Here is a 22,081-nt window from a genome sequence, read left to right on the forward strand (position 1 = left end):
TGTGCGGTTGGCACAAATCCGGGCGAACCGCCCGGCGCGTGGAGGCGTGCGCCGACGCTTCGGCGGAGGGGGTGGGTCGGGAGCCGCTGTGGCCCGTGCGCACTTCGTGCCGCTCTGGCAGCAAGGGGTGTGACCAGCGGGAACGGGGCGCTTCGAGGTGCTGCCCGGGTTCAGCTCCGGTTGGTCTGCTCGCGGTTGAGGTAGTTGTAGACCGTGAAGCGGCTGACGCCGAGCGCCTTGGCCACCGTCTCGACGGATTTGCGCAGGGTGAACGCGCCGCGCTCCTCCAGCAGCCGGACGGCGCGCTGCTTGTCCGGGCGCGGCAGGTCCGGCAGGCGCCCGCCGAGCTCGCCCTCGACATCCCGGATCATCCGGTCGAGGGCGCTGGTCAGCTCCTGACCGGGCAGTCTGACCGCGACCGCCGGCGCGCCCTCCCAGTACAGGACGATGTCGCCGGGTTCGCGCTCGTCCGCGGGCACGGCGGTGCCGCCGATGTGCTCCAGCAGCGGAGCGAGCGCGTTGGCGAGCGGATGCACGCCGACCAGCCTAAACCCGGTCGTCGTCGGCATCGCCGACGGTCACCTGCAGGGTGATCCGGTTCGCACCGGTGCTCAGCACGGTTTCCATCACGGCGGCGAGCGCGGGCAGCAGCTGCTCGCGCTCGCCGGTGATCGAGGTGCCCAGCGGGCCGAATTCGGGCTCCAGCCCGGCGGCGAGCAGGCAGTCTCGGGCGGCCACGGCGTGGGCCGGCGGCTCGCCCTCCCCTTCGAAGGGCTCGGTCGTGAACTCAGCTCGCAAGATCATTGGTGTGACCTCCCGGTTGAACCGTATCCGCCCAGGTGGGGCCGCCGCGCAGGACTGGCTCTCCGCGGCTTCTGCGCTGGTGGGGCGGCCGTGGGTGACCGGTGGGTAACCGGGGTTGGGCGTTGACCGCCGACTCCCTTGTCGCTAATCTATCGTTGTACGAAATAAGACTTCCGCATAACGAAACTTCTCCCGAGGGGGTGCCGATGAATCCGAACCGCTACGACGTCAACCTCTCGATCCTGTTCACCGAACTGGACGTGCTGGACCGTCCCGCCGCGGCGAAGGCCGCCGGATTCGACAAGGTGGAGTTCTGGTGGCCGTTCCCGGTCGCGGTGCCCACCGACCGCGAGGTGGACCGGTTCGTCCAGGCGATCTCCGACGCCGGGGTTTCGCTGGTGGGCCTGAACTTCTTCGCCGGTGACATGCCCGCGGGGGATCGCGGCGTGCTGTCGAACCCGGACCGCGCCGGCGAATTCGCCGACAACGTCGACGTCGCGGTCGGCATCGGCGAGCGGCTGGGCTGCCGGGCCTTCAACGCCCTGTACGGCAACCGGATCGACGGGGTCGAGGCGGCGGCGCAGGACGACGTGGCCGTCGAGAGCCTGGTGCGCGCGGCGAAGGGCACCGAGCGCATCGGCGGCGTGGTGCTGATCGAGCCGGTCAGCGGCACGCCCGCGTATCCGCTGAAGACCGCCGCCGACGCGCTCGCGGTGATCGACCGCGTGCACGCCCAAGGCGTCGACAACCTGCGGCTGCTGTTCGACCTCTACCACCTGACGGTCAACGGCGACGACCCGGACGCGGTGATCGACCAGCACGCGAACGCCATCGGGCACGTGCAGATCGCCGACGCGCCGGGCCGCAACGAGCCGGGCACCGGCGAGATCGACTTCGAGCACTACTTCGACAAGCTCGACGCGGCGGGCTACACCGGCCACATCGGACTGGAGTACAAGCCGAGCGGCGCCAGCGCCGACAGCTTCGGCTGGATCAAGCGCTGAGCGCTCGTGAGCGTTCGTCCCGGTTCTTGCCGGAACCAGCGCTCACGAGCGGCGACAACCACGGAGGTACCACAACCATGAGCAAGGTCGGATTCATCGGGCTGGGCATCATGGGCGGCCCGATGGCGGCCAACCTGGTCAAGGCCGGCCACGAGGTCACCGGCTACAACCGCAGCCGGGCCAAGGTCGACCAGCTGGTCGCCGACGGCGGCAAGGCCGCGGCGAGCGTGGCCGAGGCCGTCCGCGACGCCGAGATCATCTTCACCATGCTGCCGGACTCGCCGGACGTCGAGGCCGTCGTGCTCGGCGAGGACGGCGTGCTGGCCAACGCCAAGCGGGGCGCCCTCCTCATCGACTGCAGCACGATCCGTCCCGACGTGTCGCGCCGCGTCGCCGAAGCCGCCGCCGAGAAGGGCGTGCAGGCGATCGACGCGCCGGTCAGCGGCGGCGAGCCGAAGGCGATCGACGGCACGCTGTCGATCATGGTCGGCGGCGAGGCGGACGCCTTCGCCGCGGCCGAGGCCGCGCTGGGCGCGGTCGGTACCACGATCGTCCACGTTGGACCCGCCGGAGCCGGGCAGACCGTGAAGGCGGCCAACCAGCTCATCGTCGCGGGCAACATCGGGCTGGTAGCCGAGGCCCTGGTGTTCCTGGAGGCGCACGGCGTCGACACCGAGGCGGGGCTGAAGGTGCTCGGTGGCGGGCTCGCCGGCAGCACCGTGCTCGACGCCAAGGGCGCGAAGATGCGCAACCGCGAGTTCGCCCCGGGCTTCCGGCTCGAACTGCACCACAAGGACATGGGCATCGTGCAGGCGGCCGCGCGCGACGCGGGCCTGTCGATCCCGATCGGTTCGCTGGTGAGCCAGCTCGTCGCCGCGGCCGTCGCGCAGGGCGACGGCAAGCTCGACCACTCCGGTCTGCTCAAGCAGATCACGCAGCTCAACGGCCGCGACTGAGACCGCGGTGTCGCGCGGGGAGTTCCTCGTCTCCTGCGGCCACGGCCCCGCGCGACACCGCCACCCCACTCCTCAGGTCCGCAATTTCAATGGAAATCAGAGGTTCGATTTCCATTGAAATTGCGGAAGAACTCGCCCGGCCGGGCGATCTCGAAGCAAGACGGTCACGGGTCAGCGGTTCCAGCGCCGCCAAGCAACCAAAACCACTGACCCGTTCCCAACAAGGTGCGCCTCGAAAGCGCGGCACCCGAGAGGAAGTCTTACACCATGCCCAAAGTTCCTGTCATGCAGGCCGTCGTCGACGTGCTGAAGTCCGAGGGCGTCGACATCACCTTCGGCTGCCCCGGCGCGGCGATCCTCCCGCTGTACGCGGCGATGGAGGACAGCGGCATCAAGCACCTGATCGTCCGCCACGAAGAGGGCGCGACCCACATGGCCGACGGCTGGGCGCGCACCAACGGCAACGTCGGGGTCGCCATCGGCACCTCCGGCCCGGCGGGCACCAACATGATCACTGGCCTCTACACCGCGCAGGCGGACTCGATCCCGATCCTGTGCATCACCGGCCAGGCGGTGTCCACCAAGCTGCACCAGGAGGCGTTCCAGGCGGTCGACATCGTCGACATCGCCAAGCCCGTGACGAAGTGGGCGGTGCAGGTCAAGGAGGCCGCGCAGGCGCCGTGGATCTTCCGCGAGGCGTTCCGCATCGCGCGGTCCGGCCGCCCCGGCCCGGTGCTGATCGACCTGCCGCTGGACGTGCAGAAGCAGGAGATCGAGTGGGACCCGACGCTGGACGCCCCGCTGCCGATCCCGGCCGTCGAGCCGCACCTGCCGCGGGTCGAGCGCGCGCTGGACCTGCTGCTGGAGGCCGACCGGCCGCTGATCCTCGCCGGTGGCGGCGTCATCCTCGGTGACGCCCACGAGCAGGTCCGCGAACTGGCCGAGCTGCTCGGCGTCCCGGTGCAGATCACGCTGATGGGCAAAGGTTCCTTCCCGGAGGACCACGAGCTGTTCGCCGGCATGACCGGTATCCAGACCAGCCAGCGCTACGGCAACCAGTCGTTCCTGGAGGCCGACCTGGTGCTGGCGCTGGGCGCCCGCTTCGGCGACCGGCACACCGGTGCCCTGGACACCTACCGCGGTGAGCGCAAGTTCATCCACGTCGACATCGAGCCCACCCAGATCGGCAAGGTCTTCGGGCCGGACCTGGGCATCGTCTCGGACACCCGGCTGTTCCTGGACGCGCTGATCGAGGCCGCGCGCAAGCGCAACGCCAAGAAGGACTACTCCGAGTGGGTCTCCCGGGTCGGCGTGCTCAAGCAGACCCTGACCCGGCCGGACGACTACGACACCGTGCCGATCAAGGCGCCGCGCGTGTACCGGGAGATCAACCAGATCTTCCCGCCGGAGGCGTACTTCGTCACCGCGATCGGCCTGTACCAGATCTGGGGCGGGCAGTTCCAGACCGCGCACCTGCCGCGGCACTACCAGGTGTGCGGCCAGGCCGGTCCGCTCGGCTGGGAGATCCCGGCGGCGATCGGCGTGAAGTCCGCCGAGCCGGACGCCGAGGTCGTCGCGGTGGTCGGTGACTACGGCTTCCAGTTCCTGGTCGAGGAGCTGGCGGTGGCCGCCCAGTACAACGTCCCGTTCGTGATCATCATGCTGAACAACGAGTACCTGGGCCTGATCCGCCAGGCCGAGGGCGACGCGTTCGGCATGAAGACCGAGGTGGACATCCACTACGACGAGTACGGCACGGACAACGTCAAGATCATGGAGGCCTACGGCTGCTCCGGCCGCCGGGTGTTCGAGCCCGGCGACCTGGCCGACACCATCGAGTGGGCCCGCAAGGAGGCTGTCGCCACCAGCCGCCCGGTCCTGGTCGAGGTGATGATCGAGCGGGAGGCCAACACCGCCCGGGGCATCCGCATCGACGCCATGATCGAGCCGGAGCCGGTGCCCAACGCGTGATGGTCCTCGGGGTGCGGAGGCTGGCCGACGCGTACGGGAACCGCGTCGGTTGGTCCTGTCACACACTCCCGCACCCCAGGCGGGGCTTCAGGGCAGCCCTGCGCGAGGTGCGCTCGCCGGCGACGCGCGGTGGCGTGGTCGGCGAGCGTGCCCCGCATTTCCCACGGACGGGGTCCTCGGGTGGAATATCCGTAAGACCCCTTGGTGTCCTCCGCCGGGTTCGTGCCGGGCGTCCCGGCGGAGGATGCCGCCCTAGCGATCGGAGTTGGTTGTGCCAGGACCCGTCCTCATCGCGCCGGACAAGTTCAAGGGCTCGCTGACGGCGCCGCAAGTCGCCGAGGCGGTGGCCGCCGGGCTGCGCCGGGCCCGCCCCGACGCGCAGGTGCGCTTGGCGCCGGTGGCCGACGGCGGGGATGGCACCGTGCAGGCCGCGCTGGCCAGCGGATACGCGCCGATTCCGGTGCGGGTCGCGGGCCCGGTCGGCGAGCCGGTGGACACCGAGATCGCGATCAGCGGCGACACCGCCGTGGTCGAGCTGGCCTCGGCCTCCGGGCTGGCGCTGCTCGACCCGGAAGAACTCGCCCCGCTGGCGGCCTCCAGCGAAGGCACCGGCGAGGCGATCCTGATGGCTTTGGACGCGGGAGCGCGGACCGTGGTGCTCGGCGTCGGTGGCAGTGCGAGCACCGACGGCGGCGCCGGAATGCTCACCGTCCTGGGGGCGCGGGTCTTGGACGCTGCGGATAACCCGTTGCCCCCAGGCGGTGGACCACTGGGCCGAGTGGCCACAGTGGACCTTTCTGGCCTGGACCCCCGGCTGGCCGAAACCGAATTCATCCTCGCGTCCGATGTGGACAACCCGCTGCTCGGCGAGCGCGGTGCGGCGCACGTGTACGGGCCGCAGAAGGGCGCGGACCCGGAACAGGTCCGCTTCCTGGACGAGGCGCTGGGCAACTGGTCGCGCGCGGTGTTGGCCGCGGGCGGCCGCGACGTCGCCGAACAGCCGGGTGCCGGGGCGGCCGGCGGCGTCGGCTACGGGGCGCTCGCGGTGCTGGGCGCGCGGATGCGGCCGGGCGTGGACGTGATCCTGGAGCTGATCGACTTCGACCGGCAGCTCGAGGGCGCGGGCCTGGTGATCATCGGCGAGGGCGCCATCGACGAGCAGACCCTGCACGGCAAGGGCCCGGCCGGGGTCGCCGCCCGAGCCCGCGAAGCGGGCGTGCCGGTGGTGGCGATCGCGGGACGTTGCGACCTGACGCCGGAGCGCCTCCGCGAAGCGGGCGTCGAAGCGGCGTACGCGCTGACCGACATCGAGCCGGACCCGCAGCGCTGCATCCGCGAAGCGGCCACGCTACTGGTCGACCTCGGTGAACGCCTCGCCCAGGAGCACCTGTAGGAGCCATTCCGAGGCAGCAGGAGATTCCCCGATTTTGCCTAAGATCGGGAACCTCACCGGGCATCGCGCCAGGTGAGGTTTCCGATTTCGCCTGAAATCGGGAACCCGTGTGCCCGTGCCGCAGCGGGGAGAACGCCCGATAATTGGGCGTTTCTGGCCGCGGGGGTCGCCTTCTGGAGGGGCTAGGCTTCGAAGAGGAGGCGGAGGGCCGTGTCCCTGTTGTGGTGGATGTGGCGGATCGCTTCGGCCGACGCTCGGTCCGGGTCGCCGGAGGCGATCGCCTCGTAGAGGTTCGTGTGCTCCAGGCACAGCTCTTCGGGGTCGTCGACCTGCCGGAACAGCCAGTGCAGGCGGCCCTGGAGCGGGTCCAGCATGCCCGCCAGCAGGTGGTGGTCCGCCAGCCGCACGATCTCGTCGTGGAAGTCCCCGTTCGCCTTGCCCACCGCCTGCAGGTCGCCGCCTTGCAACGCCTTGTCCGCCCGGGCGAGGTGCCGCTGCAGCGTCCGCAGGCCGCGCGCGTCGGCCTTGCTCGCCGCCAGCCGGCACGCCAGGCTCTCCAGCGCTTCGCGCACGTCGAAGAGCTCCTCGACGTCGCGGCGCTCCAGGCGTCGCACGATGACGCCGCGCCGCGCGACGTCTTCGACGAACCCCTCGACCCGCAGCGTGCGCAGCGCTTCGCGCACCGGCACCCGCGAGACAGCCAGCTCCGCGGCGAGCTCGCGCTCGACGATCCGGTCGCCCGGCGCGAACCGGCCGTCGATGATGCGGTTGCGGATCTCCTCGCAGACCTGGTCGCGCAGCGGCCGGTCGCGGGAACCCAACGGGACCGGCTGGGCCACGTCCGCTCCTTTCCCCTCAGCACTCGCCCAAAGCGTAGTCAGTCGCATCCCCGGGCGTGATCCGCAGTTTCAATTGAAACTGCCACCCCGGGGAGTGGGGGGCGCAGTTTCAATTGAAACTGCGCCCCCACCCGTCACGGGCCGGCGGGGGACGGTCGGCCGGGTTCCGAGAACGGGTAGCGGTTGCGGAAGTCCGCCGCGGCCTCTTCGAAGGTGACGAAGCGGACCCCGTCCAGGGAACGCCAGTGGTCGATGAGCCGTTCCAGCATCAGCAGCACCTGCGGCCGCCCGGAGACGTCCGGGTGCAGGGTGACCGGGAAGACGCCGTAGTCGAACTCGCGGTACACCCACTCGAACTGGTCCCGCCACAGCTGCTCGACGTCGCGCGGGCTGACGAAGCCGTGCGAGTTCGCCGCGTGCTTGTTGAACAGCATCGGCGGCAGGTCGTCGACGTACCAGTTGCCGCAGAACTCCACCAGGTCCACCTCGTGGCCGTGCTGCAGCGGCTTCATCCACGATTCGGCGGGACCGGCGAAGTCGATCTTCGTCCAGGAGTCGCCGACCCGCGCGTAGAACGGGTGGAAGTCGTTGTAGTTCTGGCTGTGGTCGTAGCTGAAGCCGTTCTCCATCAGCAGCGCGGCGGTGTGCTCGGACATCTCCCACCACGGCGCGACGTAGCCGCGCGGGCGGCGACCGCTGGCCTTCTCCACCAGCTCGATGCACTTCAGCAGCACGTCGCGTTCCTGCTGCTCGGTCATCTGCACGGGGTTCTCGTGGGAGTAGCCGTGCGCGCCGATCTCGTGCCCGGCGTCGACCACCGCCCGCACCTGGTCCGGGAAGGTCTCGATGGAGTGACCGGGGATGAACCAGGTCGTGGGGATCTCGTAGCGCTCGAAGAGCTTCAGCATCCGAGGCGTGCCGACCTCGCCTGCGAACACGCCGCGCTGGATGTCGTTGGGCGAGTCCTCGCCGCCGTAGGAGCCGAGCCACCCGGCGACGGCGTCGACGTCCACGCCGAGGCAGATCTGGATGTCCTTGCTCATTTGCCGTTCCTCGCAATCGTTCGGCTCGAGTCAGTGGTGGTGCCAGGACGACCATTGCCGCTCACGACCCGAGGCGGGGCGGGTCGTGAGCGGCCACCACCGCTCACGACGTCAGCAGGGCCCTGACCTCGGCTGCCGCGGTTTCGATGGCCTGGATGTCCGCCGGCCGCCAGTCGCGCTCCGTGAGGTTGTGCACCGACAGCCAGCCCGCCATGGCGTCGTCGACCTCGACCGGGGCGAGCATCTGGGCCTGCACGCCGTAGGTCTCGATCAGCGCCTGCGGCGGCTGCGGGTCCGCCCGGAAGTGCGGCTGCACCAGCGTGCGGCGGTGTTCCTCCAGCCACTGCACGGTGTTCAGCTTCCGCTGGTCCAGTCCCGGGTCGTGCTGGATCGCGCGCACCCCGGGCCCGGTGTCCTCCGCCGCGGCGAGGTCGACGCCGAGCCGCTGGGACGGCAGGTCGAGCCGCATCGTCGTCCGGTCGGCGCCGGTCGTCTCCCGCAGCGAGGCGCAGATCCGCTTCAGCGCGGCGCGCGTCGAGCCCGAGAGCAGCACGCTGCCGCGGTCGATCGGGACAGCGGCGCCGAGCACGTCCAGTGCCTTCCACAGCGTCGCGGAAACGCTGTCCAGCACCGGGATCCCGGCCTTCGCCTCCAGCTCGGCCGCGACGAACGCGCCGCGAAGGTTCGTGCACACCAGCGACACGGCGTGCACATCGGCGGCGGCTGCTTCGATCATCGAGGCCAACCGCTGTTCGGGGACGGAGCCGAAGCTGAAGTTGTCGGTGATGTCGAGCCGCTCGTCGTTGACGACCTCGATGCCTTCCGCGGCGTAGGTTTCGGCGATCTTCGCGGTGACGTCGCCGGTGTACGGCGTGACCAGGCCGAGCCGCGTGACGCCGAAGGCGCGGAAGGAGTCCAGCAGTGCCAGGGTCGACGTGGTCGCCGGCACCCCGCACGCCTCCGAGATCGCGGCGCTGACCTGCCGGTCGTAGTCGAGCCCGAGCCACGAGCCCGCGGTCCCGTTCCACACCACCACGTCCACGGCGGCGTCCCGGAGCAGCTCGGCGGCGGCCGACATCCGCTCCAGCGAGAACTGGCTGTTCTCCTTGTCGGACAGGGAGATCGCGGTGACCGGCAACCTGCTGAAGTGGACGCTCACGTCCTCGACGCCGGACAGCAGCCGGTAGGTGACGGGCTCCAGCACGGTGTTGGACGACGGCGTCAGCATTCCGATGCGTGGCATGTCATTCCTTTCATGCGGGGAGGCGCTTGGTGTAGTCGAGGGTGAGGACCGCGGCGGTCATGATCAACCCGGCGCCGACGAAGTAGAGCAGTGCCCAGGTGTAGCTGCCGGTCGCTCCGACGATGAAGCCCACCAGCATCGGGGTGAGGATGCCCGCGATGTTGCCGCTGAGGTTCATCGCGCCGCCGAGCGCGCCGGCGTTCTCCCGGCCGCCGAGCAGCGACGGCACGCTCCACATGAGGCCGACCCAGCGCAGGAAGAACAGCACGATCGACAGCAGCGTCACGGCCGCGATCGGGCCGGGCACCAGCGTCACGCCGAGCAGTCCGAGCACGACCGCCACGCCGGCGACGCCGAGCAGCGTGCGCATCACGACGTTGCCGTTGCGGCCGCGGGCCCGCCAGGCGTCGGCGAGCCAGCCGCCGATCAGCTCGCCCACGAACCCGGCGCCGAAGATGACGAAGGTGGACCAGCCGATCGTCTTGATGTCGAAGCCCTTGGACTCCGACAGGTACAGCGGACCCCAGGTCAGCAGCCCGTAGAACACGCCGTTGAAGCCCAGCCACGCGGCGCACATCGCCCAGAACGACCGGAACTTCAGGTAGCGGCGCAGGGGACGCCGACCGCCGACGGTGCCCGCGGCGCGGTCCTCGGCGGCGTGCGAGGTCTCGATGTCGGTGGCCTCGGCGTCGTTCACGGCCGGGTGGCTGCGCGGGTGGTCCCGGAGGTACCACCAGGCCCACAGGCCCATCAGCACGGTGACCGCGCCGGCGACGATGAACGCGGGCCGCCAGCCGCCGGTCGTCGCGATCAGCCAGGAGATCGCGATGCCGCCGACGCCCGCGCCCAGCGGCGCACCGGCGTCGAGGATGACCGCGCCGCGGCCGCGTTCCCGCAGCGGCATCCAGATGGCGTTGAGCTTGCCGCCGGCCGGCATCACCGGCGCTTCGGTGGCGCCGAGCAGGGCCCGCATCCCGAGCAGCGCGCCCGGGCCGGGGGCGGTCGCGGTGAGCGCGGTGGCCGCACCCCAGGCGATGCACGAGCTGCCGACCATCCGGCGCGGGCCGAAGCGGTCGATCAGCCAGCCGCTGGGCAGCTGCATCAGAGCGTAGGTCCAGAAGAAGGCGGCCAGCAGGATGCCGGTGAGCTCGTCGGAGAGCCCGAACTCCTTCTTGATCAGCGGCAGCGCCACCGAGATGGAGCCGCGGTCGACGTAGTTGATGGTCACGATCGCCAGGAGCAGCAGGAAGATCTTCCAGCGGACCCGGGTCGGTCTGGTTCCGGTATCCGTGAGGGTTCCCGATGTCTGTGTCACGTCTGGTCTCCAAGGGACGAGGAGGAGCCGGGCGATTTGGGATGCGGTATACCAAACATCGTGCTGAGGTCCATGTCAATACCTGGGAAAATACGAATCGGTGACCGGCGTGAAGAAAGGGTTTCAGGCCCGTCCGGGGAGGCCGCGCTGAATCGATGCTCCGGCGTCGCCCCTTGACGGCCGCGCGGCGCGTACCGTTAACTTTCCAAAAACGATAAGTATACTTCGCGATACGGAAAGCCATAGTTCAACGCGGCGAACGCTCGCGCTCAGCGGGCACCGCGCCGTTCTCCTGGCCGATCGGCGTGCTTCTCGCGAACGGTGCCGCCGAACCGCCCGGCGCGCCGCATTGGCCCGGTGCTCGCACCATGGGAACCGCGAGCGGCGCACCGCGGGTCAGGTCGGGGTCGATGGCCCGTTCGCCCCGGTAGAAGTGGCGAACGGTCCGTTCGCTCCATCCCCTTGACCGGAACCGCACCATGGTTCAACACTTTGTTGAACCACTGCCAGGAGGAGGTAACCGCGTTGCCCGAAGCAGCCAACGGAGCGTTCGACGTCGTGTTCCGCGCGCGACGGCTCATCGGCCCGAACGGTGAGACGTCCGGCAGCGTCGGCGTCCGCGACGGCCGCATCGCCGCCGTCGAGCCGCTGGACGCCCCGCTCGAAGCCGCCCGCACCATCGAGCTCGCCGCCGACGAGGTCCTGCTGCCCGGGCTGGTCGACACCCACGTGCACGTCAACGACCCGGGCCGCACCGAGTGGGAGGGCTTCGACACCGCCACCCGCGCCGCGGCGGCCGGCGGCGTCACGACCATCCTCGACATGCCGCTGAACAGCCTGCCGCCGACGATCGACACCGGCGCGCTGGAGGTCAAGCGCAAGACCGCGCGCGAGAAGGCCTACATCGACGTGGGCTTCTGGGGCGGCGCCGTGCACGGCAACCTCGCCGAGCTGCGCGGGCTGCACGAGGCCGGCGTGTTCGGCTTCAAGTGCTTCCTGCTGCACTCCGGGGTCGACGAGTTCCCGCCGCTGAACCCGACCGAGCTCGACGAGGCGCTGCGCGAGCTGACCCGCTACGACGGGCTGATGATCGTGCACGCCGAGGACTCCGACGCCATCGAGCACGCCCCCACGGCGCACGGCGAGACCTACGGCGACTTCCTGAACTCCCGCCCGCGCGGCGCCGAGAACGTCGCGATCGCGCAGGTCATCGAGCTGGCGCGGCGCATCGGCGCGCGGGTGCACATCCTGCACCTGTCGTCGTCGGACGCGCTGCCGATGATCGCCTCCGCGCGCGCCGACGGCGTCAGGGTCACGGTCGAGACCTGCCCGCACTACCTGAGCTTCAGCGCCGAGGAGGTCCCCGACGGCGCCACCCAGTTCAAGTGCTGCCCGCCGATCCGCGAGGCCCGCAACCGGGAACTGCTGTGGCAGGGGCTGGCCGACGGGATCATCGACTGCGTGGTCAGCGACCACTCGCCGTGCACGCCGGAGCTCAAGCGCTTCGACATCGGTGACTTCGGCGTGGCCTGGGGCGGCGTTTCCAGCCTCCAGCTGGGCCTTTCGGCGGTGTGGACGCAGGCGCGGGTGCGCGGCCACAGCCTCGCCGACGTCGTGCAGTGGATGTCCCGGAAGCCCGCCGACCTCGCCGGGGTGCGCGGCAAGGGGTCCATCGCGGTCGGCAACGACGCGGACCTCTGCGTGTTCGCGCCGGACGACGCGTTCGTCGTCGACGTGGGCAAGCTGCACCACCGCAACCCGGTCTCGCCGTACCACGGGCGCCCGCTGTCGGGCGTGGTGCGCGAAACCTGGCTGCGCGGCACGCAGATCGTCGGACCGGGCGTGGAGATGACCGCGCCGCAAGGCAATCTGCTCACCCGCCAGGGCTCGTAGCGAGTTCCGCTCCGGGGGTCGTGAATCCGCTGCCGGGTTCACGACCCCGGAGCGCGTTCAGTCCTTGAGCCGGCGGACCAGGTCGGCGGCGCTGGCCAGGGACAGGCCCGGCAGCTTCCGGCGGACTTCCCGGACCGCCGCGATCTCGTGGGTGCTCGGGTCGATGCCCGCATCGGCCAGCACCTGACGGGTCCAGCGGATCTCCTGCGGCTCGCCGTCACCGGCCTCGTCCAGGATCCGCAGCGCCCGCTGCAGGCCGGGCAGTTCCTCGGGGCTCGCGTCGTGGACGGCGCGCCGCACCGCTTCCCGCGCCTCGTCGAGATCGTTGAGCACCAACAGGTGCGCTTCGCGTTTGCCGAACATCTCAACCTTCCTGCACGGGACTCCGGGATCTGAACCATTCTCCCGCGCCCTGTCGGTGATCATGGCTACCCTTCGCCGCCATGAGCGATGCGGCGCACTCGCTGACCTACCGGCGGCCCTCGGTGCTCGACGGCGGCCGGCTCGGATTGGAGACCGCGGGCGGGACCGCGCTGGCCGGCCCGGCGGGAAATCCCCGGTTCTTCACCGGGTTCCTCACCGATGCCGCGCCCGCCGCCGGCGGGCTCCAGGCGATCGCCCGGGTCGCGCGATCCCGGTACCCGGAGCTCACCGGCCGACCGGCCTTCCGCGATCCGGTCGTCACCTGCAACGGCGACCGGTTGCGCTTCGAGTCCTTCTCCCGGTGCTGCGGCGTCTACGCGCGGCTGGACGTCCTCTCCGGCGGCCTCGACGGCGAGGTGTACGACCGCGGAACGACCAATGTGGACATCAACGAGCCGCTGCGCCGCATGCTCGCGCGCGTCGGCGGCCGCGATCCGCTGCACCTGTCGGTCGGCCCGGACGACCTGACCGCCACCACCCTGGACGGCTCGGTGGTGGAGAAGAAGGTGCCGCTGCCGCAGCGGTGGCTCCGCGGGTTCGCCGAGGTCCAGGTGATCACCGCCGGATTCGAGCCGCGCGCCGAGCTGTCCGCCACCGAGGCCGCGCGCCTGCTCCGATCGCTGCCGTCCCGTTCGAGCGGCGCGCTCTGGGCCGTGCCCGCCGGACGCTCGCTGCGCCTGACCGGCTCGCCGGCGCCCGGCGCGGTCTGCGTGGCGAGCCCCGACCGGCTCGAATCGCTCGTGCCGCTGCTGCGCTTCGCCCGGGCGCTGCGCGTTCACGGCCCGCAGGTCCGCGCCGGAAGCCATCCCGTCGCGAGTGCCTGGGAACTGGATCTGCCGGGAATGCGGCTGGTTCTGGCGCTGTCGCCGGGGCTCAACCGCGGGTTCTCCGGTGAAGGGGCGGTGCTCGACGCGCTGGCCTCGGATGACAGCGAAACCGACGCCGAGTTGATCGGGGCGCTGCTCGCTTTCGAACCGCGGGTGGAGGTCGATCTCCTCGCGGAACGCTCCGGCCTGCCGCAATCGAGGGTCCGCGACGCCCTCATCCAGCTCGGAACCGCGGGCCGGGTCGGCTACGACCTCGCCGAAGCGGCCTACTTCCACCGCGAACTGCCCTACGACGCGACGGGCCTGGAGGCGATGAACCCCCGCCTCCGCAATGCGAGAGCGCTCGTCGAGGCGGGCGCGGTGCACATCGACGGCGACACCGCGACGGTGGTCGTCGGAGACCACGCGCACCGAGTGCGGGACGGCCGCTGCACCTGCCGGTGGTGGGCGGAATTCGGCAGAACCAGGGGAAAGTGCAAGCACGCGCTCGCCGTGGACGTGGCGCGGAACGGAGCACGGGAATGAACTGGGAAGACCTGAAGGAACTCATCGAGCAGGGCGACCCGGACGTCCTCGCGGCCGACCTCGGAGAAATCGGCCCGGCGGACCGCCGCGCGCTCGCCAAGCCGCTGGCGGACTTCGAACGCTCGGTGCGGCAAGCGGGCTTCTACACGGCACAGCAGTTCTCGTCCATGCTCTCGATCGCAGGCGCTGCCGTGCTGCCGATGTCGACGCTCGCGCCGTGGTTGTCCCGCAACAGCCTCGACCGGCCGATGCGGCCGGACCACCACCGCGTGCTGAGGCCCTACGGCGCTCCGGCGTTCGACCACGTCCTGGCTCTGCTGCGCCGGCGGGACGTGCCGTGGCTGCCGCAGCTCGCCGAGAAGCTCGCGCAACGGCTCCGCCCGCGCGGATGGGCATCGAGCCATCACTGGCGGCTCATCGTTGCCATCGCCGGGGACGTCCTGCCCGACAGCGACGGATTCGTGTACCACTGGCCGGAGATGATCGGGCGCGATGCCACGACGATCGTCGACGAGCTACGCCGAGACCGGCGGTTCCTGGCACTGGTTCCACGACTGTTCGAAGTGGACGGTGTGGCCCGGCGGCTCGCGGACTCGTGGGCGCCGGACAGCTGGCCGAGCGCGCTGGCGGAGCTCGCCGCCACCGGTGAGGTCGATCGGCTGGTGCTGCTGGACGGGCTGCTGGCGCGTCTGCAGCGCGGCGGCAAGCAAGCGGACGTCGTGGCGCTGATCGCTTTGCACGACAAGCTCTCCCCGGACCTCGACGAGCTCGCGCCGCGCGGCGGCGACTACGCGGCCCTGGTGCCCGACAGCCACTCGACGGTCGCCGGGATGGCGCAACGGGAACTCCAGCGCCTGGACGAGGCGAACCGGCTGGAAGTCGACGTCCTGCTCGACGTCAGCCGGGCGATGTTCTTCCGCCCGGAGAAGAAGCTCGTCCGGGCCCAGCTCTCGTGGCTGGACAAGGCGATCCGGCGCGGTCGGGCCGAGGCGCTGGCGGTGCTCGGCGGCGCGTTCGGACACGAATCGGCCGATATCCAGGAACGCGCGCTCAAACTGGTGCTCAAGCACGCCGACGAGCTCGATGCGGACGTGCGCGAAGAACTCGCCGAAGCAGCTGCGGCGCTCCCGCAGGACCTCCGGGCGCGTGCGGCCGAGGCGTTCGGGGCGTCGGAGGCCGCGCCGGAACCCGCGCCGGTTCCGGTTGCCGCATCGCGCCCCGAGATGCCGCCGCCCATCGCGTCGGTGGACGAACTGGTCACGGCCTTCGCGCAGCATGTGCACGAAGGAGATCCGGCCCAGCGGGAGCGGATCCTCGCCGCGATGGTCGAGTTCGCGTTCGCCGACCGGCAGGCCCTGCGCCGCGCGTTCGCCCCGCTGCAGGAGCAAAGCCCCTGGTACGCGCCAGGTCTGCCGGACTGGAGCCAACAGCGCAATTGGATCGGTTCGCCTTCGGAGGGCAGCGAATTCACCGCGGTCCTGCGCGCCGCGACGGGCGAGTGCCGGGGCGATGTCACGAGCCCGATCCCGCGCGTCGACGAGATCCCGGGGGAGGCGGACTGGGAGGAGCTCGTGACGCGGGGCGTGGACTACGGCACCGTGTCGCTGCGCCGCCTGCACGAGATCGCGCTCGGGCTCGCGTACGCGCCCCGGCCGTACCTGATGTCCACGCCGACCGACGCGTCCGGGCTGATCGCGCCCGAAGCGCTGGCCGAGCGGCTGGAGAGGGCGGCGGAGCAGGGGTTCGAGCCGTGGGAGCACGATCTGGTCGTGGCGATGCTCCGGTTGCCCCGGGACGCCGCGATCGCCGACCGGGTGCGGGGGCTCGGTGCGGCGGGCGCGCAGGTCGCGCGGTGGATCGACGGCGGCGGGCTCGGCACTCCGGAGATCCGGCGCGAGGTGGTGCCGGTCAAGAAGTACGACTGGCGCGGCATGCACTTCGAAGACCGCACCCGCGTCACGGTCGCGTTCCCGGACTCGGCGGACCCCATTCGCAAGTCCTTCGACAGCACGGCGACCGGCCGGTATTCGGCCACCCTCCGCGAGCAGAACGCCACCCCGGATCTCGTGCCCGCACACCGGGATCTCAGCGCAGCGCACCAAGTGGCGGCTTTCGCGGACGGGGCGAAGGGGAGCGCGACGGTGCTGGGCCGCCTGGTCGACGCCTACGGCCCGATCGGCGAGGGGATGACCACGGTGCTGGCCTACGCGCTCGGTGCTCGGGAGCCGGCGGACCGCGCGGGCGTGGTGGACGCGCTGATCACCCTGACCGCCCGGGACGGGCTGCGCGGCGCGGACATCGCGCATGCAGTGGTGGAGCTGGTGGCGCGCGACGAGGTCGTGCTGGGGCGTGTTGTGCAGGCGGTGCGCGACGCGACGCGAGCCGGTCTCGTGGAATTTGCGTGGGAAGTGGTCGCGGTGCTGATCGAGGGCCTGCTGCCGGCCGACGGGGAACGCCCCCGAACGGCGCTCGCGGACCTGCTCGCCCTCGGCGTGGAGCTGGTCGAACAGGTCCGCCCCGCCGGCCCGGTGCCAGGAGTGGCGGCGATCGCGGCCCGAAAGGGCTCCAGCCGCTTCGTCAAGGAGGCCAGAAGGCTGCACCAGGCGTCGAACACCGGATGAGAGCCGTGTTTCCGCTGGCAAATGCCCGTGCGCGTTTTGCACGAAGTACGCACGGCTCCTGAGCAGCCAAGACATTGCGAACCGGGGAGCCGATGGACTGGAACACCCTGCGGGACCTGATCGAGGAGGCGGAGCTCGACGAGCTCGCGGACGCGATGCGCGGGCTCGATCAGGAGCAGCGGCGGGCGTTGGCGGAACCGCTGGTCGAGTACGAGCGCCGGGCGCGCCTGCCCGAGAACACCGCCGACCTGTTCCGCCGCTCCGCGGCGCTCGCGGTCGCCGGAGCGGGCGTGCTGCGAGTCTCGGAGCTGGCTCCTTGGCTGGTCCGCAACGAACTGGGCCAGTTGCTCGACTGGGCAGCCCCGTTCCCGGAACCGCGCGGGAGCCGTGCCGCGGATTGCGTCCGCGAAATCCTGATCGCCCGCGAAGCCCCGCTGCCGGCACTGGCGGAGAAGCTCGCGCAGCGGCTCCGACCGCGCGGCGCGACCGATCTGGACCCCTGGAGCCTCATCACGGCGCTCGCCGGGTACGCGCTGCCGACCGGTGATGGGTTCGTCTTCCACTGGCCGGCGGCGGTGGACTCCGAGAAGTCCGGCATCCTCCGGCACTTCCGGCGGGACCCGCGCTTCCTGGAACTGGTTCCGCGACTGTTCGAAGTGGACGGTGTGGCGCGGAAGCTGGCGCGGCACGAGGACGTGCCCGGCTGGCCGGACGCATTGGCGGCGCTCGCCGCCGACGGGGAAGTCGATCGGCTGGTGCTGCTGGACGGGTTGCTGGGGAGTCTGCAGCGCAGCGGCACCCGAGCGGAGGGGGCTCCGCTGATCGACCTGCACGACCTGCTGGCACCGAGCCTCGACGAGGCCACCGAGCGGGTCGGCGACTACGCGGCGCTCGTGCCGGACGGCCATTCCACGGTGGCCGGGTTCGCGCAACGCGAGCTGCTGCGGCTCGACGAGGCGGGCCGGCTGCCTCTGGACGTCCTGCTGGACGTGAGCCGGGCGATGTTCCTGCGCGCCGAGAAGAAGCTCGTGCGAGTGCAGTTGTCCCTGCTGGACAAGGCGATTCGCCGCGGGAACGGGGAAGCGCTGCAACCGCTGGCCGTCCTCTTCTCGTACGGATCGGTGGATCTCCAGGAACGGGCCCTGAAGCTGGCGCTCGAACACGCCGAGCGGATCGGCCCGGAGTTGCGGGGCGAACTCGCCGCGGCGGCGACCGCGCTCGCGCCGGATCTGCGGCCTTGCGCGGCCGAGGTGCTCGGAGCCGTCGGGCCTCGCACGGCTGCGGTTCCAGCGATGTCGCCGGTCCCGCGGTCGGAGATGCCGCCGCCGATCGCGTCGGTCGACGAGCTGGCGGCGGAGGTTTCGGCGCACTGCGCGTCATTGCACCGCGAATGGCTGATCGATCCGGTGCGGGTCGAGCGGATCATCGCGGGCCTGGTGGCGTTCGCGCACACCGACCGGGCAGCCTTGCGCAGCGCTTTCGAACCGGTCCTGGCCGCGTGCCCGTGGCTGTCGCCCGGCTCGCAGGAGCACAACGAATACCTGATGTTCCAGCTGGACACGACCCTCAGCGAGGTGTTCGACGAGGTCATCAAGGCCGCGCTGGGCGAATGCCACGGGACGGTCGGCGCACCCGTTCCCGCGAGCATCCCCGGCGAAGCGGAGTGGCTGGAGTGGCTGAGCCGGGACGTGGACCGCAGGTCGCTGTGGCTGTACCGGTTGTACGAGCTCCGGGTCGGGCTCGCCGTCGCGCCCCGGCCGTTCTTGATGTCCACGCCGACCGAGGCGTCCGGGCTGATCGCGCCCGAAGCGCTGGCCGAGCGGCTGGAGAGGGCGGCGGAGCTGGGTTTCGAGCCGTGGGAGCACGACTTGGTCGTGGCGTTGCTCCGGTTGCCCCGGGATGCCGCGATCGCCGACCGGGTGCGGGGGCTCGGGGCGGCGGGTGCGAGCGTCGCGCGGTGGATCGAATCCGGCGGCCTCGGCAACCCGGAGATCCGCCGCGCGGTGCGGCCGGTGGAGGTGGATCCCTGGGGCGATCCGCATTTCGAGGAACGCACCCGCGTCACCGTGCGGTTCCCTGATTCGGCGGACCCCGTCCGCAAGTCGTTCGACGACGCAGCGGCCGGCCGGTACTCGATGTACCACGAGTTCCGCTGGCAGCGCGCGGTCCCGAGCCTCCTGCCCGCGCACCGGGACGTCAGCGCGGCACACCTGGTGGCGGCCTTCGAGGGCGGAGCGCGCCGGGCCGGGCCGGTGCTCGATGCCCTGGTCGGCTGCCACGGTCCGGTCGGCGACGGGATGAACACGGTGCTGGCCTTCGCGCTCGGAGCCGGCGAAGCCGAGGACCGGGCCTGCGCGGCGGACGCGCTGATCGCCCTGGAGAGCCGCGACGGGCTGCGCGGCGCGGACCTGGGCGACGCGATCGCGGACCTGGTGATCCGCGACGAAGTGGTGCTGGGGCGCGTGGTGCGGGCGGTGCGCGACGCGGCGAGCGGGGTGCCGAGGGCTGCGTGGGAGATGGTCGCCGTGCTGGTCGAACGCCTGCTGCCGGCCGAAGGGGAGCGCCCTGGAACGGCACTGGCGGACCTGCTCGCCCTTGGCGTGGAGCTGGCTGCAGCGGCCGCGGCACGAGGTGGTTCGAGCCGTTTCGTCAAGGAGGCCCGCAGGCTGCACCAGGTGCTGAGCGCCACCTGATGGCACTGTTTCGCCTGGCCAATGCTCGTGCGTGTTTTGGTGCGCCACAGCACCCCAAAACACGCACGACCCATGAACAGCCGAAACGGCCTGCTGGCCGAGCCCCGGGCGGTGCTCCCCGCGTAACCCCGGTGACCAGGGCTGACGTACGATGAGTAATCGTGCTCGTCATTGCGCTGGACACCTCGACCCCCGCGGTCACGGCGGGGCTTGTCGCCCTGGACGACGGTTCGCCGCGCGCCCTCGCCGAGCGCGTCACGGTCAACCCGCGTGCGCACGGCGAACTCCTCATGCCGCAGCTGCTGGACGTCATGACCGAGGCCGGACGCGAACTCGGCGACGCCGACGCGATCGTCGTCGGCGCCGGGCCGGGCCCGTTCACCGGCCTCCGCGTCGGCATGGCCACCGCCGCGGCGCTCGGCCAGGCCTGCGGCCGCCCCGTGCACCCGGTCTGCAGCCTCGACGCGATCGCCGCGCAGGCCACCGCCGAAGGCCCCCTGCTGGTCGCCACCGACGCGCGCCGCAAGGAGGCCTACTGGGCCGCCTACGACGCCGCCCGGATCCGGATCGACGGGCCGCACGTCCAGCGCCCGGCGGACGTCCCGACCGACGGCTTCGCCGCGGCGGCCGGGGAAATGGCCGAGGCGCTGGGCATCGCCACCGTCGAGCCGCGCTACCCGACGCCGGTCGGGCTGGTCGCGGCGGCGCGCACCGCGCTGCAGGGCGAACCGGCGCCGCTGGTGCCGCTCTACCTGCGGCGGCCGGACGCCGCCGAGCCGGGCAAGCGGAAGTCCGTGTTGACCAGGGGTGGGAAGTGACCGACCGCGCCACCACCGCGCCGCAGGTGCTGAAGCTGCGCCGCAGCGACCTGAAGCGCTGCGCGGAGCTGGAGCAGGCGCTCTTCCCCGGCGACGACCCGTGGTCCTGGCCTGCCTTCGCCGCGGAGCTCGACCAGGGCCACTACTACGTCGGCGCCTACCTCGACGAACGCCTGATCGGCTATGCCGGGCTCGCCGTCGTCGGCCGCGCCCCGCACGCCGAGGCCGAGGTGCACACCATCGGCGTCGACCCGGCGCACCAGGGCCGCGGCGTGGGCAAGGCGCTGCTGCGCGCGCTGCTGGCCAGGGCCGACGAGAAGCAGGCGACGACGTTCCTGGAAGTGCGCACCGACAACGACGCCGCGATCGCGATGTACGAGAACCACGGCTTCGAGATCGTCGGGCTGCGCAAGCGCTACTACCAGCCGTCCGGGGCGGACGCGCACACCATGCGGCGGCCCCCGGCGGAAACTGCGGAGGCTGGGTAATGACTGCGGATCGAGTGGTGCTCGGCATCGAGAGCTCCTGCGACGAGACCGGCGTGGGCCTGGTCCGGCTCGCGGCCGACGGCACGGTCGAGCTGCTGGCCGACGCGGTGGCGTCCAGCGTCGACGAGCACGCCCGCTTCGGCGGCGTGGTGCCGGAGATCGCCAGCCGCGCGCACCTGGCGGCGATGGCCCCGACGATGCGCCGCGCGCTCGACGAATCCGGCCTCGAACTGTCCGATGTGGACGCGATCGCGGTGACGGCCGGGCCGGGCCTGGCCGGCGCGCTGATGGTCGGCGTCGCGGCGGCCAAGGCCTACGCGGCCGCGCTGGACGTGCCGCTGTTCGGCGTCAACCACCTCGGCGGGCACGTCGCCGTCGACACCCTCGAACACGGGCCGCTGCCGGAGCGCTGCCTGGCGCTGCTCGTCTCCGGCGGGCACACGCAGCTGCTGCTGGTGGAGGGCATCGGGGAGCAGATCACCGAGATCGGCTCCACGATCGACGACGCCGCGGGCGAGGCCTACGACAAGGTGGCGCGCATCCTCGACCTGCCGTACCCGGGCGGCCCGCCCATCGACAAGCAGGCCAAGCTGGGCAACCCGAAGGCCATCGCGTTCCCGCGCGGGCTGACCGGGCCCCGCGACGCCAAGTACGACTTCTCCTTCTCCGGGCTGAAGACGGCGGTCGCGCGCTGGGTGGAGACCGAGCAGCGCGAGGGCCGGGAGATCCCGGTGGCGGACGTGTGCGCGTCGTTCCAGGAGGCCGTGGCGGACGTGCTGACGGCGAAGGCCGTGCGAGCGGCGCGGGACCTGGACGTGGACACGCTGGTGATCTCGGGAGGCGTGGCGGCGAACTCCCGCCTGTCGGAGCTGGCGGCCCAGCGCTGCGCGGAAGCGGGCATCACGCTCCGGGTGCCGCGCCCCCGCCTGTGCACCGACAACGGCGCGATGATCGCGGCCCTCGGCGCCCACGTCCTCGCGGCGGGCGCCAAGCCGTCGCCCCTGGACATGCCGGCCAACCCGGGTCTCCCGGTCGGCACCATCGTCGTCCAGTAACCCGATGGTGTAGTTCTTCCGCAATTTCAATGGAAATCAGAGCTCTGATTTCCATTGAAATTGCGGACCCCCGGACCCCCCGGCCCCCCCGCCCCCCCCCCCCCCCCCCCCCCCCCCCCCCCACCCACCCCCCCACCCCCGGGGGGGGGGGGGGAACGGGTCGGAGGGGA

General features: G+C 71.4%; 18 protein-coding genes. 11 read left to right on the forward strand and 7 right to left on the reverse strand.

The window, feature by feature from the left end; translation table 11 throughout:
* Positions 1-170: 170 nt before the first annotated feature.
* Together AB0H93_RS22830 and AB0H93_RS22835 are read right to left on the reverse strand one after the other, a co-directional pair.
* Complete coding sequence (locus tag AB0H93_RS22830) at positions 171-569, reverse strand: helix-turn-helix domain-containing protein (RefSeq protein ID WP_358575026.1); 399 nt, start codon at positions 567-569, stop codon at positions 171-173.
* Positions 547-804 carry a thiamine-binding protein gene (locus AB0H93_RS22835; RefSeq protein ID WP_358575027.1) on the reverse strand — a complete coding sequence of 86 codons (258 nt, stop codon included), beginning with the start codon at positions 802-804 and terminating at the stop codon, positions 547-549. The genes AB0H93_RS22830 and AB0H93_RS22835 overlap by 23 nt, the downstream gene beginning before the upstream one ends.
* A 206-nt stretch (positions 805-1,010) precedes the next feature.
* On the opposite strand from AB0H93_RS22835, the gene AB0H93_RS22840 reads away from it, so the two are divergent.
* The 4 genes from AB0H93_RS22840 to AB0H93_RS22855 all read left to right on the forward strand — a co-directional run bounded on the left by AB0H93_RS22840 (position 1,011) and on the right by AB0H93_RS22855 (position 6,128).
* The gene (locus AB0H93_RS22840; RefSeq protein WP_358575029.1) at positions 1,011-1,808 is read left to right on the forward strand and encodes a TIM barrel protein; all 798 of its coding nucleotides are present in this window, start codon (positions 1,011-1,013) and stop codon (positions 1,806-1,808) included.
* Between the two features lie 26 nt (positions 1,809-1,834).
* Entirely contained in the window at positions 1,835-2,764 is a 930-nt protein-coding gene (locus AB0H93_RS22845) for a 2-hydroxy-3-oxopropionate reductase (RefSeq protein WP_358575030.1), read from the forward strand.
* A gap of 267 nt (positions 2,765-3,031) precedes the next feature.
* Positions 3,032-4,735: a glyoxylate carboligase gene (gcl, locus tag AB0H93_RS22850; protein ID WP_358575031.1), complete on the forward strand. Its 1,704-nt coding sequence runs from the start codon at positions 3,032-3,034 to the stop codon at positions 4,733-4,735.
* Positions 4,736-5,000: 265 nt separating this feature from the next.
* On the forward strand, positions 5,001-6,128 hold the full coding sequence (locus tag AB0H93_RS22855; RefSeq protein WP_358575032.1) for a glycerate kinase: 1,128 nt from the start codon (positions 5,001-5,003) through the stop codon (positions 6,126-6,128).
* 182 nt (positions 6,129-6,310) lie between these two features.
* Here AB0H93_RS22855 and AB0H93_RS22860 read toward each other — a convergent pair whose 3' ends face one another.
* From AB0H93_RS22860 to AB0H93_RS22875, 4 genes are all read right to left on the reverse strand, one after another.
* Positions 6,311-6,967 (reverse strand): GntR family transcriptional regulator, encoded by a 657-nt coding sequence (locus AB0H93_RS22860; RefSeq protein WP_358575033.1) that lies wholly within the window; start codon positions 6,965-6,967, stop codon positions 6,311-6,313.
* A 134-nt stretch (positions 6,968-7,101) separates the two neighbouring features.
* Positions 7,102-8,010, reverse strand: a complete 909-nt coding sequence (locus AB0H93_RS22865; RefSeq protein ID WP_358575034.1) for a polysaccharide deacetylase — start codon at positions 8,008-8,010, stop codon at positions 7,102-7,104.
* Positions 8,011-8,113: 103 nt separating this feature from the next.
* Positions 8,114-9,253, reverse strand: coding sequence for a GAF domain-containing protein (locus tag AB0H93_RS22870; protein WP_358575035.1), 1,140 nt, complete (start codon positions 9,251-9,253; stop codon positions 8,114-8,116).
* A gap of 10 nt (positions 9,254-9,263) precedes the next feature.
* Positions 9,264-10,568: an MFS transporter gene (locus AB0H93_RS22875; protein ID WP_358575036.1), complete on the reverse strand. Its 1,305-nt coding sequence runs from the start codon at positions 10,566-10,568 to the stop codon at positions 9,264-9,266.
* 525 nt (positions 10,569-11,093) lie between these two features.
* Between AB0H93_RS22875 and allB the strand changes: the two genes are divergently transcribed.
* Positions 11,094-12,461 (forward strand): allantoinase AllB, encoded by a 1,368-nt coding sequence (gene allB, locus AB0H93_RS22880; protein WP_358575037.1) that lies wholly within the window; start codon positions 11,094-11,096, stop codon positions 12,459-12,461.
* 57 nt (positions 12,462-12,518) lie between these two features.
* Here the strand turns inward: allB and AB0H93_RS22885 are convergent, their stop codons facing one another.
* Positions 12,519-12,824: a hypothetical protein gene (locus tag AB0H93_RS22885; RefSeq protein ID WP_358575038.1), complete on the reverse strand. Its 306-nt coding sequence runs from the start codon at positions 12,822-12,824 to the stop codon at positions 12,519-12,521.
* An 80-nt stretch (positions 12,825-12,904) separates the two neighbouring features.
* Between AB0H93_RS22885 and AB0H93_RS22890 the strand changes: the two genes are divergently transcribed.
* The 6 genes from AB0H93_RS22890 to tsaD all read left to right on the forward strand — a co-directional run bounded on the left by AB0H93_RS22890 (position 12,905) and on the right by tsaD (position 21,911).
* Entirely contained in the window at positions 12,905-14,236 is a 1,332-nt protein-coding gene (locus AB0H93_RS22890) for an SWIM zinc finger family protein (protein WP_358575039.1), read from the forward strand.
* Positions 14,233-16,857: a DUF6493 family protein gene (locus AB0H93_RS22895; RefSeq protein WP_358575040.1), complete on the forward strand. Its 2,625-nt coding sequence runs from the start codon at positions 14,233-14,235 to the stop codon at positions 16,855-16,857. Before AB0H93_RS22890 ends, AB0H93_RS22895 begins: the two co-directional genes overlap by 4 nt.
* A gap of 92 nt (positions 16,858-16,949) precedes the next feature.
* Positions 16,950-19,550, forward strand: a complete 2,601-nt coding sequence (locus tag AB0H93_RS22900; RefSeq protein WP_358575041.1) for a DUF6493 family protein — start codon at positions 16,950-16,952, stop codon at positions 19,548-19,550.
* Between the two features lie 161 nt (positions 19,551-19,711).
* Positions 19,712-20,368 (forward strand): tRNA (adenosine(37)-N6)-threonylcarbamoyltransferase complex dimerization subunit type 1 TsaB, encoded by a 657-nt coding sequence (tsaB, locus tag AB0H93_RS22905; RefSeq protein ID WP_358575042.1) that lies wholly within the window; start codon positions 19,712-19,714, stop codon positions 20,366-20,368.
* On the forward strand, positions 20,365-20,856 hold the full coding sequence (gene rimI / locus AB0H93_RS22910) for a ribosomal protein S18-alanine N-acetyltransferase (RefSeq protein WP_358575043.1): 492 nt from the start codon (positions 20,365-20,367) through the stop codon (positions 20,854-20,856). Before tsaB ends, rimI begins: the two co-directional genes overlap by 4 nt.
* Positions 20,856-21,911, forward strand: coding sequence for a tRNA (adenosine(37)-N6)-threonylcarbamoyltransferase complex transferase subunit TsaD (gene tsaD, locus AB0H93_RS22915; RefSeq protein WP_358575044.1), 1,056 nt, complete (start codon positions 20,856-20,858; stop codon positions 21,909-21,911). Before rimI ends, tsaD begins: the two co-directional genes overlap by 1 nt.
* The last annotated feature ends 170 nt before the right edge of the window (positions 21,912-22,081 follow it).

The organism is Saccharopolyspora sp. NPDC050642 (genome assembly GCF_040654735.1).
GTDB lineage: Bacteria > Actinomycetota > Actinomycetes > Mycobacteriales > Pseudonocardiaceae > Saccharopolyspora > Saccharopolyspora elongata.

Excerpts from the sequence above, each read along its gene's own strand:
- tsaD (WP_358575044.1), top strand. The coding sequence starts at position 20,856 with ATGACTGCGGATCGAGTGGTGCTCGGCATCGAGAGCTCCTGCGACGAG.
- AB0H93_RS22865 (WP_358575034.1), bottom strand. The coding sequence starts at position 8,010 with ATGAGCAAGGACATCCAGATCTGCCTCGGCGTGGACGTCGACGCCGTC.
- gcl (WP_358575031.1), top strand. The coding sequence starts at position 3,032 with ATGCCCAAAGTTCCTGTCATGCAGGCCGTCGTCGACGTGCTGAAGTCC.
- AB0H93_RS22835 (WP_358575027.1), bottom strand. The coding sequence starts at position 804 with ATGATCTTGCGAGCTGAGTTCACGACCGAGCCCTTCGAAGGGGAGGGC.
- AB0H93_RS22895 (WP_358575040.1), top strand. The coding sequence starts at position 14,233 with ATGAACTGGGAAGACCTGAAGGAACTCATCGAGCAGGGCGACCCGGAC.
- AB0H93_RS22840 (WP_358575029.1), top strand. The coding sequence starts at position 1,011 with ATGAATCCGAACCGCTACGACGTCAACCTCTCGATCCTGTTCACCGAA.
- AB0H93_RS22885 (WP_358575038.1), bottom strand. The coding sequence starts at position 12,824 with ATGTTCGGCAAACGCGAAGCGCACCTGTTGGTGCTCAACGATCTCGAC.
- AB0H93_RS22870 (WP_358575035.1), bottom strand. The coding sequence starts at position 9,253 with ATGCCACGCATCGGAATGCTGACGCCGTCGTCCAACACCGTGCTGGAG.
- AB0H93_RS22830 (WP_358575026.1), bottom strand. The coding sequence starts at position 569 with ATGCCGACGACGACCGGGTTTAGGCTGGTCGGCGTGCATCCGCTCGCC.
- AB0H93_RS22890 (WP_358575039.1), top strand. The coding sequence starts at position 12,905 with ATGAGCGATGCGGCGCACTCGCTGACCTACCGGCGGCCCTCGGTGCTC.
- AB0H93_RS22900 (WP_358575041.1), top strand. The coding sequence starts at position 16,950 with ATGGACTGGAACACCCTGCGGGACCTGATCGAGGAGGCGGAGCTCGAC.